We start from the raw sequence: 12,892 nt of genomic DNA on the forward strand, positions 1-12,892 counted from the left end.
GGGTGTCCCGCGTTTGCCTTAATTCAAGACTAATCAGTCCCGAATCATACACCGCGATGGGGGAGGACTGGGGAGCGGTGGTCGCCTATCAGCTCGCCGCCCGCCACCGTGATCACGTCGCGGCCCTGGTGTTCGCCGAGGCGCTGCTGCCCGGCTTCGGCTTCGAGGACCACACCGCCCTGACCCGCGAGAATGTCTCGGGCGGGATGTTCCTGTGGCATCTGGGCTTCTATTTCCAGCCGGACGTACCCGAGATGCTGATCAGCGGGCATGAGTGCGAACTCATCACCTACATGCTGAAGGACGAGCGCAGCTACCCCGACACCGCCACCGCCGACGCGATCGAGGAGTATGTGCGCTGCTACTCCATGCCCGGCGGCATCCGCTCGATGCTGGCGATCTACCGGGCGATGCTCGTCGACGCCGAACAGAACCGGCAGGCGGCGCGCACGATGCTGGACATTCCGGTGCTGGCGCTCGGCGGCGACGCGTTCATCGGCGACCGGAACGAGGCCCAGATGCGGCTGCTCGCCCACGATGTCACCGGTCATGTCTTCCGGGCCGGACACGACCTCGCCGAGGAGGTGCCGGACGAGGTGGCCGATGTCCTGCTGCCGTTCCTGGCCGACCGGCTCACCTGATCCGAAGGCCGCGGACGGGCCGGGGCCGGTCCTCCACCTCTGCGCTCTCTTGTGGTGACTCGGGGCCTGTAGGAGAGTGGCCCCATGGGCACCAAGCAGTACACCGGCTCGCCCGAGGACGCCGATCTGATGCGCGCGGACTCCTTGGCGCGGGAGATCTTCGCGGATGTCGCCAACAAGTGGGCATTCCTGATCATCGAGTTCCTCGGGGAACGCACCCTGCGCTTCAGTGAGTTGCGGAACGAGGTCGAGGGCATCAGCCACAAGATGCTCACCCAGAACCTGCGCATGCTGGAGCGCAACGGCCTGGTCGAACGGAAGGTCCACCCCACCGTGCCGCCCCGGGTCGAGTACACCCTCACCGAGGCGGGCCGGGCCCTGCGCGCGACGGTCGACGGCATGTGCGGCTGGACCCACACCTACCTCGGCCATATCGAGGACTCCCGCCGCCGCTTCGACGGCTGATCAGCCTGATCGGGGGCTCACTCGGACCGTGCGGTGGCCCCGCCTCTGCGGGGCCACCGCACGGCCACGTCAGTCGAGGACCGCGGTGGCCTCGATCTCGACCAGATGCTCGGGGATGTCCAGCGCCGCGACCCCCAGCAGCGTCCCCGGCGGGACCGGAGTGACCCCCAGCTTCGCGGCGGCCCGGGCCGCCCCCTCCAGGAACAGGGGCATCTTGTCGGGCGTCCAGTCGACGACGTAGACGGTCAGCTTCGCCACATCGTCGAAGGAGCCGCCGACCTCGGCCAGGGCGGTGCCGATGTTGAGGTAGCACCGCTCGACCTGAGCGGCGAGGTCACCTTCGCCGACCGTGGCCCCATTGGCATCCCAGGCGACCTGCCCGGCGATATGCACCAGCCGCGACCCGGTCGCGATCGACACCTGCCGGTACACCTCGATCTTCGGCAATCCGCTGGGGTTTACCAGGGTGATGGCCATGCTTCCCTGCCTTCTCGTCATGGGAGCCCATGGGCTCGCTTCAGCGGAGCCCACGGGGGTGCGCTCTCTCTTGGTTACCCGGAAACCGTAAGAGAGCGGCCGCTGACATGGAAGAACGCACTTTTCGGTGACCAGGGAACCTTTTGGTAACCATGTAGCCGGGGGCCTCGCGCAGCCACCGTCCCGGTCAGAGGTTCAGAGGTTCAGAGGTTCAACGGGCAGGGGGGCGGGGCAGGGGGTCAGGGGTTCAGGGGGAAGCTGACCGACCGGGACTTCTTCCACTCGTCGTGCTCCAGGTCCTTGGCCTCGGTGCCGTCCCCGTACAGGTCGGCCGAGCCGCTGTCGGTGATGACCTGGGCGCGGGCGCCGGGCGCCGTGAGGTCGGGCACGTCCACCACGACCTCCCAGCCGCCCGGGTCGGCCGTCGGCAGGTCGAGCCGCTTGACCGGCTGGTGTCCGGGGACGCCGTCCCAGGAGTAGAGCGCGTACGGGGCGCTGTTGTCCTCGGCGGCCCAGGAGCCCGCCACGATCAGGTACTGGCCCTTGTCGTTGCGGCGGATGTCGCGCACGCTCAGGCCGCCGAGGTCGAGGGTGATCGGATCGCCGAAGGTGGCGTGGGTGTCCTTGTCGCTGCCGGACCGGGCCAGTTCGTCGGCGTTGGTGACCGGGACCAGCAGCGCCTTGCCGCCGTCGGCGGGCGGCACCAGCGGCGCCCGGAAGCCGATGTACGCGGTGGAGCCGGAGCCGGGCGCGAACTCCAGGCCCTCGACGTTGAATCCGTCGATCTGCTTGGGCACCTGGCCGTCCGCGGTGCCCTTGGCGAAGCCGAGCCGGTCGCCGTTGGCCTTGTCCCAGTCCACCAGGTCCTCGCGCAGGCCCCGGTACGAGCCGTCGACCTCGAGCTCGGTGTCGGCGCCGGAACCGGAGACGGTGGTGGTGAAGAGGGTGAAGCGGTCCTCCTTCGGCTCGCCGTCCTTGTTGTTGCCCAGCGAGCCGGTCCAGTAGATGGTGTCGCCGACGCGGGCCGCGGCCTCGATGTCGATCTCCTTGTCGACACCGAGGTCGGAGCCGACGTCCCAGGTACGCACCGGCGCGCCGGACGTGTCACGGCGGTACAGGCGCAGGACGTTGGACTCGTCGTCGGCGACGACCATGTAGCCGTCGCCGACGTCCACGGCGGCGGAGGAGTCGCTGGAGCCGGTCAGGTAGCGGGTGTCGGCGGCGTTGCCCACGGAGCCGGAGGCCGCGTAGTGCAGCGTGGTGGTGGCGCTCTTGCCGCCGAGGCCGTTCACCTTGAGGGTGAGGTCGGTGTAGCCCTTGCCGCGCGCCCGTACGGCCACCTCACGGGTGGCGCCGGTGCCGGTCACCGTGACGTCCCCGGTCCTGGCGACCGAGCCGTGGGTGGTGGCGGTCGCGGACACGGTGAGCGCGTCCGCGTCGGCGCCGCTCTGGCCGACCTTCACGGCCACCGTCGGGTCGCCGGTGGCACCGACGGCGCCGGACAGATACGAGGTGGCCGGTTTGATGGTCGGCGTGCCGTAGTCCGCCTTCCCGGCCACCGCGGAGGCCGGGAGCGCGGACAGCGTCATGGCGCCGGCCACCAGCGCCAGCGCGGCGGCGTGGACGACCCGGCGGGTACGGCGCGGGGGAGCGGCATGGAACGGGACCATCGTGAGCAACCCTTCGTCAGCGGCGGGGCCGGCCGGTGGACCGGCACACCGCCCTGACGATGGATCATTTACGTGGCGGATGCATGAACGACCCCCGAACATAAGCCATTTCCGGCCAAGGAGGGGGCCGTCGCGGTCAGCAGACGCCGTCGCCCGGCTTCGGGTTCCCGAGCCCGAAGAGCGGCCGCAGCCTCAGCCCGGCCCAGGTGCCCAGGAGGGCGAAGCCGCCCCAGACCCAGCCGTGCAGGCTGCCGGAGGCGATGCCCGCGAGGTAGGCGCCGATGTTGCAGCCGCCCGCCAGCCGGGCGCCGATGCCCATCAGCACCCCGCCGAGCACCGCCGCGGTCGCCGTCCGCCACGGCACGCCGCGGTGCAGGGTCCAGGTGCCGCCGAGCGCCGCGGCGACGGCCGCGCCGATCATGATGCCGATGTCGGTGAGACTGGTCTTGTCGGCGAGCACCGGCCCGGCGAGCATCTCCTTGTTCCCGGGCTGCTGCCACCAGCTCCAGCTCTCCGGGTGGCCGCCGAGCGCGCGCACCAGCTCCGAGCCCCACAGGCTGAAGGCACTGGTGACACCCCAGGCGCCGCCCGAGACGAGCAGCACCCCCGCGCCCAGTACGGCCAGCGCCAGGGCGCCGACCGCCAGCGGCCAGGAGCCGCGCGGGACACGGGCGGCGGCACCGCGCGCGGAGGGCACCGGACCGATAGGCGGCGGATTGCGGCGGGCCTGGACGCTGCGGCTGATCAAGGCGATGGCGGCGAGCACGACGATCGTCACCGCCCAGGAGCCGAACCAGCCGATATGGTCCGCCATGACCACCGGCTCCAGCGACGGCAGGTCCTTCCACAGGTCGAACTGCCAGGCGGCCAGGGTCGCACCAACGATGAAGCCGCCGAGCGTGAGCACGATCGACGACTGCCCCGAGCCGACCGCGAAGAGGGTGCCGGAGGCGCAGGCCCCACCGAGCTGCATGCCGACGGCGAAGACGAACGAGCCGATCAGCAGCCCGAAGCCCAGCGGTCCGCCCGAGGGCGCCGGTACGGACCCGAACAGCCCGGTCTTGGTGCCGATGAGCAGGGCGAACAGCGTGGCCGTGGTGCCGAGCAGCAGAGTGTGGGCGCGCAGGCCGGTGCCGTTGCCGACGGCGACCAACTGCCGCCAGGCGGAGGTGAAGCCGAAGCGGGAGTGGAAGAGGGCGATTCCCAGGGCGAGGCCGAGCAGCAGCAGAACGCCGGGCTTGGCCCCGTGGGCGGACCACACATAAGCGGTCAGTGCCGCGCCGAGCAGCCCGGACACGGCGAGCGGCACCCGGCGCACCGGCGGCGCGGCGGGCGCCTCCGGCCGGGGCACGGAGGTGGGTGCGGGGGACAGCAGTGCGGCGGTCTTCGCTGCCTCGGCGGGCGGGGCGGTGGTCACGTGCGGACTCCGGAGACGTTCGAAAGGGGGCCATCACGCTGGGCGGGAGGCCCGGCCGGGCGGCGCGGCGCCGGGCGGCGGCGCGCGGTGGGGAAACCGGCTGGTTCCGGCTCAGTGGCGACAGAGGCCGTCGTCGACGCACCACGCCGAGTTCGCGAACAGCGCGAGACACAGCGGGCGGGCGGGTGCGGACATGGAAACGAGGATATGGTCCGGATTTCAAAAACTGGACCCCGATCTCACCATGTGATCTGTGGGGTCAGCCACAGACGGCTCCCGGACGGTCAGTGCCCGGCCGGTGCCAGATGCGCGCGCTCTCCCTGCGCGCCGAACAGGGTGAGCACCTCCGCGGGCCGGCGCTCGGCACTGCCGATCCAGTGCGGTATGCGGGTGTCGAACTCCGCCGCCTCCCCGGCTCCGAGCCGGAACTCCCGCTCGCCGAGCACAAATCTGACGTGCCCGTCGAGGACGTAGAACCACTCATATCCCTCGTGGGTCTGGAGCTTCATCGTGGGTGACCGGTCGGCGGGCGGATAGATCACCTTGTACGCCTGGATGCCGCCGGCCCGCTTGGTCAGCGGCACCAGCACCAGCCCGGATCGCCGCACCGGCCGCAAGTGGATACGCGGGTCGCCGGTGGGCGGCGCCGCGACGAGATCGTCGAGCGGGACGCCGTGCGCCCGGGCCAGCGGCAGCAACTGCTCCAGCGTGGGGCGGAGCTTGCCGTTCTCGAGCCGGGACAGGGTGCTCGCCGTGAGGCCGGTCTCCTTCGCGAGCGCCGCCAGCGTGGCACTTCGCGCCCGGCGCAGGGCGCGCAGCCGCGGCCCCACTCCGGCCAGCACATCTTCCGCGGGGTTGTCCAGGTTGTCCATGGCCCCATGATGCGGATCCGCAATTTTTCTTGCAAGAGCGAAATGGCGGCGCCGAGGCTGTCGGTACATCACCGGCGTCGAAGGCGCGTATCCGATCACGCTCGGCACGCCGGCCGACCAAGGGGCGACTCAGATGGATGCCACGCAAGGCCGACGACACACCGCCGACGCCGGGGGGCAGGGCACGGCGGACGCGGACGCCGAGCAGTTCTGGGAGCGGCACTACGGCACCCGGCGCGCCTGGGACGCACATGTCAACCCGCTGCTCGCCGAGACCGCCGCACCGCTGTGCCCCGGCGTCGCCCTGGATCTGGGCTGCGGTCCCGGCGGCGACACCATCTGGCTGGCCCAGCAGGGCTGGCATGTCACCGCCGTGGACATCTCCACCACGGCCGTCGAACGGGTGCGGGATCGCGCCCGCGATCTCGGCATCGCGGGCCGGGTCGTCACCGAACAGCACGATCTGGCAAGCAGCTTCCCGGCCGGCCAGTTCGATCTGGTCTCCGCCCAGTACTTCCACACCCCGTTCGCGTTCCCCCGCGGCCGAGTCCTGCGCACCGCCGCACATGCGCTGCGCCCCGACGGTCTGCTGCTGATCGTCGACCACGGCTCCACCGCCCCCTGGTCGTGGAACCAGGACCCCGACATCCACTACCCCACGCCCACCGAGATCGCCGCCGAGCTCGATCTCGACCCCGAGCACTGGTCCGTGCTGCGCGCCGAGATGCCCGGCCGCCAGGCCACCGGACCCGCCGGTGAGACCGCCACCGTCATCGACAACGTCCTGCTCGTCCAGCGGCGCGACCGCTCGATGGCCGCCTGAACCGACCGACTTCACGACGCAGGGGAGTGACCCGATGCAAGGAAACAGTGTCCAGCGATCCCGGACCCGGGCGAGGGAAACCGGCCCTCCGGCGACCGGCCCCGATGAGAAGGCCACCCTGCGGGGCTTCCTGGACTATCTGCGGAACTCGGTCGCGGACAAGGTCGCGGGCGCACCGGAACCGCAGGTCCGGACGCGCCAAGTGCCCTCGGGCACCAGCCTTCTCGGACTGCTCAGGCATCTGGCGTTCGTCGAGCGGTTCTACTTCCTCGGTGAGGACGCGGGCGACTGGCCCGCGACCATGCGGCCGTCCGCGCAGGACACCGTAGACGGCGTGCTCGCCGACTACCGCGAGACCGTCGAGCGGGCCAATCGGGTCATCGACGCCTGCCCCGATCTGGCACTTCCCGCTCCGCGAGCCCCGCGCCGGGGTTCGGCACCGTCGATGCGCTGGGTCCTGGTGCACATGATCGAGGAGACCGGCCGGCACGCGGGCCACGCCGATATCCTCCGTGAGCGGATCGACGGATCCACCGGCCGCTGACACCGGCTACCGAGCGGGCGGCGCCGCGGTCAGCCGTCGTCGCCCCGCTCGGCGGCATCCGCGAGGCCGACGTACATCGAGTGGTGGAGCTCCGCGACATGGTCCCGGAGCAGACCGGCCGCCACGGCGGCGTCCTGTGCGCCGAGCGCGGCCCGGATGGCCTTGTGCTGCTCGTTGCTGCTGCGGAGATAGCCCATCGGGTACGGCAGGAAGTACGCGTACAGCTCCCCGGTGACCCGCTGGTACATCCCCAGGGCGGCGGCCGGCCCGGCGCCCTCGGCGAGGGCCAGATGGAACCGCTGGTCGCTGGCGTGGAACTCGGCCCAGCTCTCGGCCGCGTCCATCTCCCGGATGCACTGATCGAGCCGGTCGAGCCCGTCCCGGTCGAGCCGCTCGGCGGCCAGATGGGCGAAACCGGCCTCCAGCACGATGCGCTCGTCGATCAGCCGGTGGACCCGTTCGCTGTCCTCCCGGTACGCGGCGACCTGCGCCACGGTGCGGCGGCGGGGCCGCTCCGCGATGAAGGTGCCGCCCGTGCGTCCCGGGCGCCGCTCGACCACGCCTTCGCGCTCCAGGGTGCCGAAGGCCCGGCGGACGGTGATCTCGCCGACCCCGAGCGCCGCCGCCGTGGCCTGGACATTGGGCAGCCGCTCACCGGGCGCCAGCAGGCCCAGGTCGACCGCCAGGGAGATCCGGGCCCGAACGGTGTCGACGGCGCTGGTGCGGCGGATCGCGGCGAGGGCGCTGCTGGTCAGGGCGCTCGGTGCGCCGGACGGTTCCTGGATCGCCATGCCCTCAGGGTAGGGGGCTCGGGGCCGCCCCAGGGCCTTCGGACGGGGGCCGCCGCTTTGCGGAACCGTGACCTCCAGGGGTTTACCTGATCAAAGTGAGCATGTTTTCATGGCTCGCATTCACCCCTGGACGCCCACTCCAAAGGCACTGATGAAGATCTCCGGACTACAGACGGCGGGGACGCCCGGCGACGTCGACGCCAATCTCCATGAACTGGACGCGGCGTGCCGCCGGGCCCGTGCCGAAGGCGCCGAACTGCTGATCACCACCGAGCTGTTCGTCACCGGTTACGACATCGGGGATGCCGTCCGGGACCTGGCCCGCACCGACCTGCTGTCACCGGCCCGGGAAATCGCCGCCTCCCATGGCATCGCGCTCGTCCTCGGAGCGCCCGAACACGACGTCGGTGCCTGCTACAACAGCGCCTTCTTCATCGACCCGGCCGGAGCGGTCCTCGGCCGGCACCGCAAGAACCATCTCTTCGGCGAACTCGACCGCAGGTACTTCACCCCGGGCGACCTGCCCGCGCCCGTCATCGACTACGCGGGCGTCCGGATCGCCATGCTCATCTGCTACGACGTGGAGTTCCCCGAGAACGTGCGGGCCGCCGCCCTCGCCGGCGCCGACCTCGTCGCGGTCCCGACCGCCCAGATGCAACCGTACGAGTTCATCGCCGAGCACCTGCTGAGGGTGCGCGCCTGGGAAAACCAGATCTACATCGCCTACGTCAACCATGACGGCGACGAGGGTTCACTGCGCTACGTCGGCCGCAGCTCCATCGTGAGCCCGTCGGCGACCGTGCTGGACAGCGTCGAACACGGCAACCGGCTGCTCTTCGCGACCGTGGACCCGCACACGGTCCGGCAAGCGCGCAAGGCCAACCCGTATCTGACCGACCTCCGGCCAGACCTCTTCACCCCGTCCGCCCGCGCCACCAAGGACCCGTCATGCTGACCGACTCCGACGCGCACGCGTCCACCCGGCAACCGGCACACGCGAATCTGTCCGGGCGGCTCGGCACCGGTGCCATCGTCTTCATGGTGATCGCCGCCGCCGCGCCCCTGACGGTGGTCGGCGGCAATGTCCCGCTCGCCATCGCGGGCGGCCCCGGCGCCGGAGCCCCCGTGGGCTTCGCCCTCGCCTCGCTGGTCCTGCTGGTGTTCGCGGTCGGCTTCGTCACCATGACGCCCCACGTTCCGCAGGCCGGCGCCTTCTACGCCTACGCCACCCGCGGCCTGGGGGACCGCGCCGGAGTGGGCACGGCCGCCGTCGCGCTCGTCGCGTACACGGCGATCCAGGTCGGCGTCTACGGCTATCTGGGCTGGGCCGTCAACGATGTCCTGCACACCTTCGGCGGACCCACCCTGCCCTGGTGGGTGTGGGCGCTCGCGGCCCTGGGCGTCGTGGCCCTCCTCGGCTACCGCCATATCGACCTCAGCTCCAAGGTGCTCGGTGTCGCACTCGTCCTGGAGATCGTGGTGGTCCTCGTCCTGGACGCGGGAATCTTCGCCCGGGGCGGCGCCCACGGTGTCAATGTCGAGTCGTTCACCCCGCATGCGGCGTTCTCCGGACCGCTGGGCGTGGCCGTGCTGTTCGCGATCACCGGATTCATCGGTTTCGAGGCCACCGCCGTCTTCCGGGACGAGGCCCGTGACCCGGAGCGGACCATCCCCCGGGCCACCTATCTCGCCGTCCTGATCATCGGCGGCTTCTACACGCTCTCCTGCTGGGCGCTGGTCCTGGCGGCGGGCACCGACGACGCCCCGGCCGTGGCCCAGAAGACCGTGGACAGCCAGGGCAACATGCTCATGGACACCGCCCAGACCTACGTCGGCACCGCGCTGCGGGACGTCATGCAGGTGCTGCTGCTCAGCAGCCTCTTCGCCTGCGTGCTGTCCTTCCACAACGTCATCGCCCGCTACACCTTCACCCTCGCCCGCCAGGACCTCCTCCCCGCACGGCTGGGCGTCGTCCACCCGCGCCACCACTCGCCGTCGGTCTCCTCGGTCCTCCAGACCGTCACCGCGCTGGTCCTGGTCGTCGCCTGCGCCGTCATCGGACTCGATCCGCTGGTGGGTGTCTTCGGCTCCATGGCGGGGCTGGCGACGGTGGGCATGATCCTGCTCATGCTCATCACCTCCGTCGCCGTGGTCGCCTTCTTCGCGCGCAACGCCCAGCTCGCCGCGGGCAGGCCCTGGCAGACCCGGATCGCCCCGCTGCTGGCCGTGGCCGGACTGCTGACCGCGCTATGGCTGGTGTTCTCCAACTTCACCCTCGTCACCGGTGGTGGCGTGGGCGTGAGCATCGTCCTCGGCGTCATCCCCTTCCTCGCGCTCATCGCCGGCCTGGCCCGAGGGGCTCACGGCGTGCGGGGGCGTGGGTGAGACCCGGACTCCGCGGCCGTCTGTGAGACGCGGCTCCGCCCGGCCGCCGTGACGGCCGGGCGGAGTGTCAGACCGTGGTCCGCTCCACGGGGATCCACAACTCCGCGTCCGCCTGCGCCGCGTCCTGCGACAGCCGGGTGCGCAGCATCTCCGGCCCCGGCCTGCTCTGGTACGGGTTGGACGGGAACCACTGGGTGAAGACGTCCCGCCACAGGTACTGGAGCGCCTGCGGGAACGGCCCGGAGTTCTCGAAGACCGCCCATGTTCCCGCCGGGAGGACAAGCTCGTCCAGGTCCTCGGGGGCGGCGGCTCCGGTCACCACCGCGTGGTAGTAGTCGAGTTCGGTGCCCTCCGCACGGCTCGGATCGAGGTTGTCGCTCACTCCCAGGATCCCGTCCGGCTCCTGATCGGACAGCGCGGCGATCCGCCCGATCGTCTCCTCGCCGATGCCCCGGATGAACTCCGCGATCCCCGGATTCACCCCCTCATGGACGAGCGGGACCCGGACCTTCTTGCCGACCACATGGAATCGCTCCTTCTCCACGACCCGGTATCGCATGCTGCTGCTCCCTTCGACAATGAGGCGGAAGGACATCCGCGGCTGGGAGCGCAGTACGGCACCTGCCCGCCGGGCCTCGCCCGGCCCCACACCGTGCATGGCCCGGAACGCGCGCGCGAACGCCTCGCCCGAGCCGTAGCCGTAGCGCACCGCGATCTCCAGGAGTGTCCGCTCCCCGGCGAGCACCTCGGCCCCCGCGATGGTGAGCCTTCTGCGCCGGATGTACTCCGACAGCGGGATCCCCGCCAGCGCGGAGAACAGCCGGCGGAAGTGGTACTCCGACGTCACCGCGATCCGCGCCAACTCGGCCGTCTCGATCCGCTGATCGAGATGCGACTCGATATGTTCCAGGGCCTCGTTCAGCCGCTCCAGCACCTCGGTCTCCTTCCCTGACGCCCCTCACGTTAGGAAGTCCGCACTCTGCCGGACCCGACATCCCGTGCCCGCTCCGGTCGGGTGTGCCGGATCGCCCTGTACGCCCGTTCGGTCACCGTTTCATCACAACGGTGACCCGGCACTCCCGCCCCGCCGCCCCGGCGCCGCATGATGCACCCCACCATCGACGCCCTTGGGAGACATATGCGCACCCGTACCCTCGAAGTCGCGGCCGTCATCGCCGTCACCCTGCTGCTGACCGGCTGTTCCGGCGGTGGTGACAGGGGGGACAAGCGCAACCCGAGCGGCACCCCGGCCGCCGCCGATAAGGCCGACATCACCCGGCGCTGTGTCGATGCCATCGCCGACCGGGCCGCCGCCCACAAGGGCGGAGCGGTCCGCTCCCATCCCGTCCCCGGACCGTGCGCCCGGCTGTCGGACGCCGACTATCTGGACGCCTATATGGCAGGGCTCGAACAGGCGCACCGTGTCGCGCGGAAGGCGTCTCAGGGCGAATCCGGCAAGGCGGCCGACGGCGCGGGGAACTGACCCGCCGCCCGGGACTCGGCCCGGCTCGGATGGTCGGCGCAGGAATTCCGGGCGCTCGACCGCGAGCCGTCCGGGCACAGGACGTTCTCCCAGGTCGTCGTCGAGATATCGGCATCCCGCAGCCGTGCGCCGCGGAGATCGGAGTCGGACACCGTGGCGCCGGCCAGATCGGCGCCGACCAGATCCGCTCCGTTGAGGCCGACATGGGTGAGGGACGCCGCCCGCAGCTCCACGGTGTCTAGCTGTGCGCCCTCCAGGCTGACGTCGGTGAGCAGACCCCTGTCGAGCCTCGCGCCGCTGAGATCGGCGCCGCGCAGGTCGACCTGCGAGAGGGTGGCGGAGCCGAGGTCCACCCGCCGGAGGTCGGCGCCCCGCAGATCGACGTTCTCCAGCGACACCCCGACCAGCCGCGCCGCGTAGAGATTGCCGCGCCGCAGATTGGCCTCGGACACCAGCCCGGTCAGGGTGGACCGTTCGAGATTGACGCACCGCAGCTTCTTCTGCCACAGATCGCCACCGGCCACGGTGCGGCTGGAGAGATCCTTGCCCGTGCGGCCGGAACAGCTCCGGCCATGGTCGTCGTCCTCCCCGCACCCGACGAGCAGGGCCGACGACAGGGCGGTCACGATGAGGCAGGAGAGCGAACGGGGCCACCGCGTGGTCATGGGCCGATCCATCACGGCTGTCAGACGCCGATCAGATCCACCAGATCGTCGGCATGCTCCTCCTCTTCCTCCAGGATCGACTCCATCAGCCGGCGGGTGGTCGGGTCGTGTTCGCCCAGCCAGCGGATGATCTCCTGATAGCCGGCGATCACGATGCGCTCGGCGAGCAGATTGTGCTCCAGCATCGCCTCGAGGTCGTTGTCGGGCGGTGTGGTGTAGTCGGTGTGGGAGCGCTGGCCCAGCGAGGCGGGGTCGAAGTCGGGGTCGGCGCCGAGCTGGGAGACGCGTTCGGCGGCGCGCAGCGCATGCTGCATCTCCTCCTTCGCATGCTCGGTGAACTCCGAGGAGACCTGGGCGCGGTCGATCCCGCTGGCGGAGATGGCGTGGCGGGTGTAGCGCAGCCAGCACACCACCTCGGTCGCGATGACGTCATTGAGGATGCCGATGACCCGGTCCTTGTCCAGACCGTAGGTGTCCGTCACCGGTCCGGCCGCCATCTTCCGGCGGGCCTCGTCGCGGATCTTGGTCACGTCCAGCACGAAGTCGTCGCTCATCGGTGCCCTCTCTGCTCTCCTCGGGTTGGGCGAGTGTTCCCCGCGGGGCCCGGAGGGCATCGGACAGAGCGTCAAGATGACTGGATCGCCGCACAGCGCCAGCCG

At 70.9% G+C, this 12,892-nt stretch carries 14 protein-coding genes and 1 pseudogene; 7 read left to right on the forward strand and 8 right to left on the reverse strand.

Annotated features, from left to right (window positions below; translation table 11 throughout):
- Positions 1 to 41 precede the first annotated feature (41 nt).
- Together KN815_RS04210 and KN815_RS04215 are read left to right on the forward strand one after the other, a co-directional pair.
- Positions 42 to 641 (forward strand): annotated as a pseudogene (locus KN815_RS04210) (alpha/beta fold hydrolase); the annotation flags it as partial.
- A gap of 84 nt (positions 642 to 725) precedes the next feature.
- Complete coding sequence (locus KN815_RS04215) at positions 726 to 1,106, forward strand: winged helix-turn-helix transcriptional regulator (protein ID WP_059145617.1); 381 nt, start codon at positions 726 to 728, stop codon at positions 1,104 to 1,106.
- 69 nt (positions 1,107 to 1,175) lie between these two features.
- On the opposite strand, the gene KN815_RS04220 is transcribed toward KN815_RS04215, so the two are convergent.
- The 4 genes from KN815_RS04220 to KN815_RS04235 form a co-directional block, all read right to left on the reverse strand.
- Positions 1,176 to 1,583, reverse strand: coding sequence for a RidA family protein (locus KN815_RS04220; RefSeq protein WP_216340304.1), 408 nt, complete (start codon positions 1,581 to 1,583; stop codon positions 1,176 to 1,178).
- Between the two features lie 239 nt (positions 1,584 to 1,822).
- Positions 1,823 to 3,253 carry a DUF3616 domain-containing protein gene (locus tag KN815_RS04225; protein WP_216340306.1) on the reverse strand — a complete coding sequence of 477 codons (1,431 nt, stop codon included), beginning with the start codon at positions 3,251 to 3,253 and terminating at the stop codon, positions 1,823 to 1,825.
- A gap of 136 nt (positions 3,254 to 3,389) precedes the next feature.
- Positions 3,390 to 4,670 (reverse strand): YeeE/YedE family protein, encoded by a 1,281-nt coding sequence (locus KN815_RS04230; RefSeq protein WP_216340308.1) that lies wholly within the window; start codon positions 4,668 to 4,670, stop codon positions 3,390 to 3,392.
- Positions 4,671 to 4,954: 284 nt separating this feature from the next.
- Positions 4,955 to 5,542: a helix-turn-helix domain-containing protein gene (locus tag KN815_RS04235; protein WP_216340310.1), complete on the reverse strand. Its 588-nt coding sequence runs from the start codon at positions 5,540 to 5,542 to the stop codon at positions 4,955 to 4,957.
- Between the two features lie 133 nt (positions 5,543 to 5,675).
- Between KN815_RS04235 and KN815_RS04240 the strand changes: the two genes are divergently transcribed.
- Entirely contained in the window at positions 5,676 to 6,365 is a 690-nt protein-coding gene (locus KN815_RS04240; RefSeq protein WP_216340312.1) for a class I SAM-dependent methyltransferase, read from the forward strand.
- Between the two features lie 34 nt (positions 6,366 to 6,399).
- Positions 6,400 to 6,909, forward strand: a complete 510-nt coding sequence (locus KN815_RS04245; RefSeq protein WP_216340314.1) for a DinB family protein — start codon at positions 6,400 to 6,402, stop codon at positions 6,907 to 6,909.
- A gap of 29 nt (positions 6,910 to 6,938) precedes the next feature.
- Here KN815_RS04245 and KN815_RS04250 read toward each other — a convergent pair whose 3' ends face one another.
- Positions 6,939 to 7,700: a FadR/GntR family transcriptional regulator gene (locus KN815_RS04250; RefSeq protein ID WP_216340315.1), complete on the reverse strand. Its 762-nt coding sequence runs from the start codon at positions 7,698 to 7,700 to the stop codon at positions 6,939 to 6,941.
- 109 nt (positions 7,701 to 7,809) lie between these two features.
- On the opposite strand from KN815_RS04250, the gene KN815_RS04255 reads away from it, so the two are divergent.
- Positions 7,810 to 8,655 (forward strand): carbon-nitrogen hydrolase family protein, encoded by an 846-nt coding sequence (locus tag KN815_RS04255; RefSeq protein WP_216340317.1) that lies wholly within the window; start codon positions 7,810 to 7,812, stop codon positions 8,653 to 8,655.
- Complete coding sequence (locus KN815_RS04260) at positions 8,649 to 10,085, forward strand: APC family permease (RefSeq protein ID WP_216340320.1); 1,437 nt, start codon at positions 8,649 to 8,651, stop codon at positions 10,083 to 10,085. Before KN815_RS04255 ends, KN815_RS04260 begins: the two co-directional genes overlap by 7 nt.
- A gap of 67 nt (positions 10,086 to 10,152) precedes the next feature.
- On the opposite strand, the gene KN815_RS04265 is transcribed toward KN815_RS04260, so the two are convergent.
- Positions 10,153 to 11,019 (reverse strand): AraC family transcriptional regulator, encoded by an 867-nt coding sequence (locus KN815_RS04265; protein WP_216340322.1) that lies wholly within the window; start codon positions 11,017 to 11,019, stop codon positions 10,153 to 10,155.
- Between the two features lie 204 nt (positions 11,020 to 11,223).
- Here KN815_RS04265 and KN815_RS04270 point away from each other — a divergent pair, with 204 nt between their 5' ends.
- On the forward strand, positions 11,224 to 11,568 hold the full coding sequence (locus tag KN815_RS04270) for a hypothetical protein (protein ID WP_216340324.1): 345 nt from the start codon (positions 11,224 to 11,226) through the stop codon (positions 11,566 to 11,568).
- Here the strand turns inward: KN815_RS04270 and KN815_RS04275 are convergent.
- Together KN815_RS04275 and KN815_RS04280 are read right to left on the reverse strand one after the other, a co-directional pair.
- Positions 11,526 to 12,233: a pentapeptide repeat-containing protein gene (locus tag KN815_RS04275; RefSeq protein WP_216340327.1), complete on the reverse strand. Its 708-nt coding sequence runs from the start codon at positions 12,231 to 12,233 to the stop codon at positions 11,526 to 11,528. The genes KN815_RS04270 and KN815_RS04275 overlap by 43 nt on opposite strands.
- A gap of 20 nt (positions 12,234 to 12,253) precedes the next feature.
- Positions 12,254 to 12,787 (reverse strand): ferritin-like domain-containing protein, encoded by a 534-nt coding sequence (locus KN815_RS04280; RefSeq protein WP_216340329.1) that lies wholly within the window; start codon positions 12,785 to 12,787, stop codon positions 12,254 to 12,256.
- Positions 12,788 to 12,892: the final 105 nt, after the last annotated feature.

The sequence above is a fragment of the Streptomyces niphimycinicus genome, from assembly GCF_018883605.1.
Taxonomy (GTDB): domain Bacteria; phylum Actinomycetota; class Actinomycetes; order Streptomycetales; family Streptomycetaceae; genus Streptomyces; species Streptomyces niphimycinicus.

Bases quoted from the DNA above. Each gene is read 5' to 3' on its own strand.
- KN815_RS04220 (WP_216340304.1), bottom strand. From the start codon at position 1,583: ATGGCCATCACCCTGGTAAACCCCAGCGGATTGCCGAAGATCGAGGTG.
- KN815_RS04215 (WP_059145617.1), top strand. From the start codon at position 726: ATGGGCACCAAGCAGTACACCGGCTCGCCCGAGGACGCCGATCTGATG.
- KN815_RS04260 (WP_216340320.1), top strand. From the start codon at position 8,649: ATGCTGACCGACTCCGACGCGCACGCGTCCACCCGGCAACCGGCACAC.
- KN815_RS04270 (WP_216340324.1), top strand. From the start codon at position 11,224: ATGCGCACCCGTACCCTCGAAGTCGCGGCCGTCATCGCCGTCACCCTG.
- KN815_RS04250 (WP_216340315.1), bottom strand. From the start codon at position 7,700: ATGGCGATCCAGGAACCGTCCGGCGCACCGAGCGCCCTGACCAGCAGC.
- KN815_RS04280 (WP_216340329.1), bottom strand. From the start codon at position 12,787: ATGAGCGACGACTTCGTGCTGGACGTGACCAAGATCCGCGACGAGGCC.
- KN815_RS04275 (WP_216340327.1), bottom strand. From the start codon at position 12,233: ATGACCACGCGGTGGCCCCGTTCGCTCTCCTGCCTCATCGTGACCGCC.
- KN815_RS04240 (WP_216340312.1), top strand. From the start codon at position 5,676: ATGGATGCCACGCAAGGCCGACGACACACCGCCGACGCCGGGGGGCAG.
- KN815_RS04235 (WP_216340310.1), bottom strand. From the start codon at position 5,542: ATGGACAACCTGGACAACCCCGCGGAAGATGTGCTGGCCGGAGTGGGG.
- KN815_RS04245 (WP_216340314.1), top strand. From the start codon at position 6,400: ATGCAAGGAAACAGTGTCCAGCGATCCCGGACCCGGGCGAGGGAAACC.
- KN815_RS04225 (WP_216340306.1), bottom strand. From the start codon at position 3,253: ATGGTCCCGTTCCATGCCGCTCCCCCGCGCCGTACCCGCCGGGTCGTC.
- KN815_RS04255 (WP_216340317.1), top strand. From the start codon at position 7,810: ATGGCTCGCATTCACCCCTGGACGCCCACTCCAAAGGCACTGATGAAG.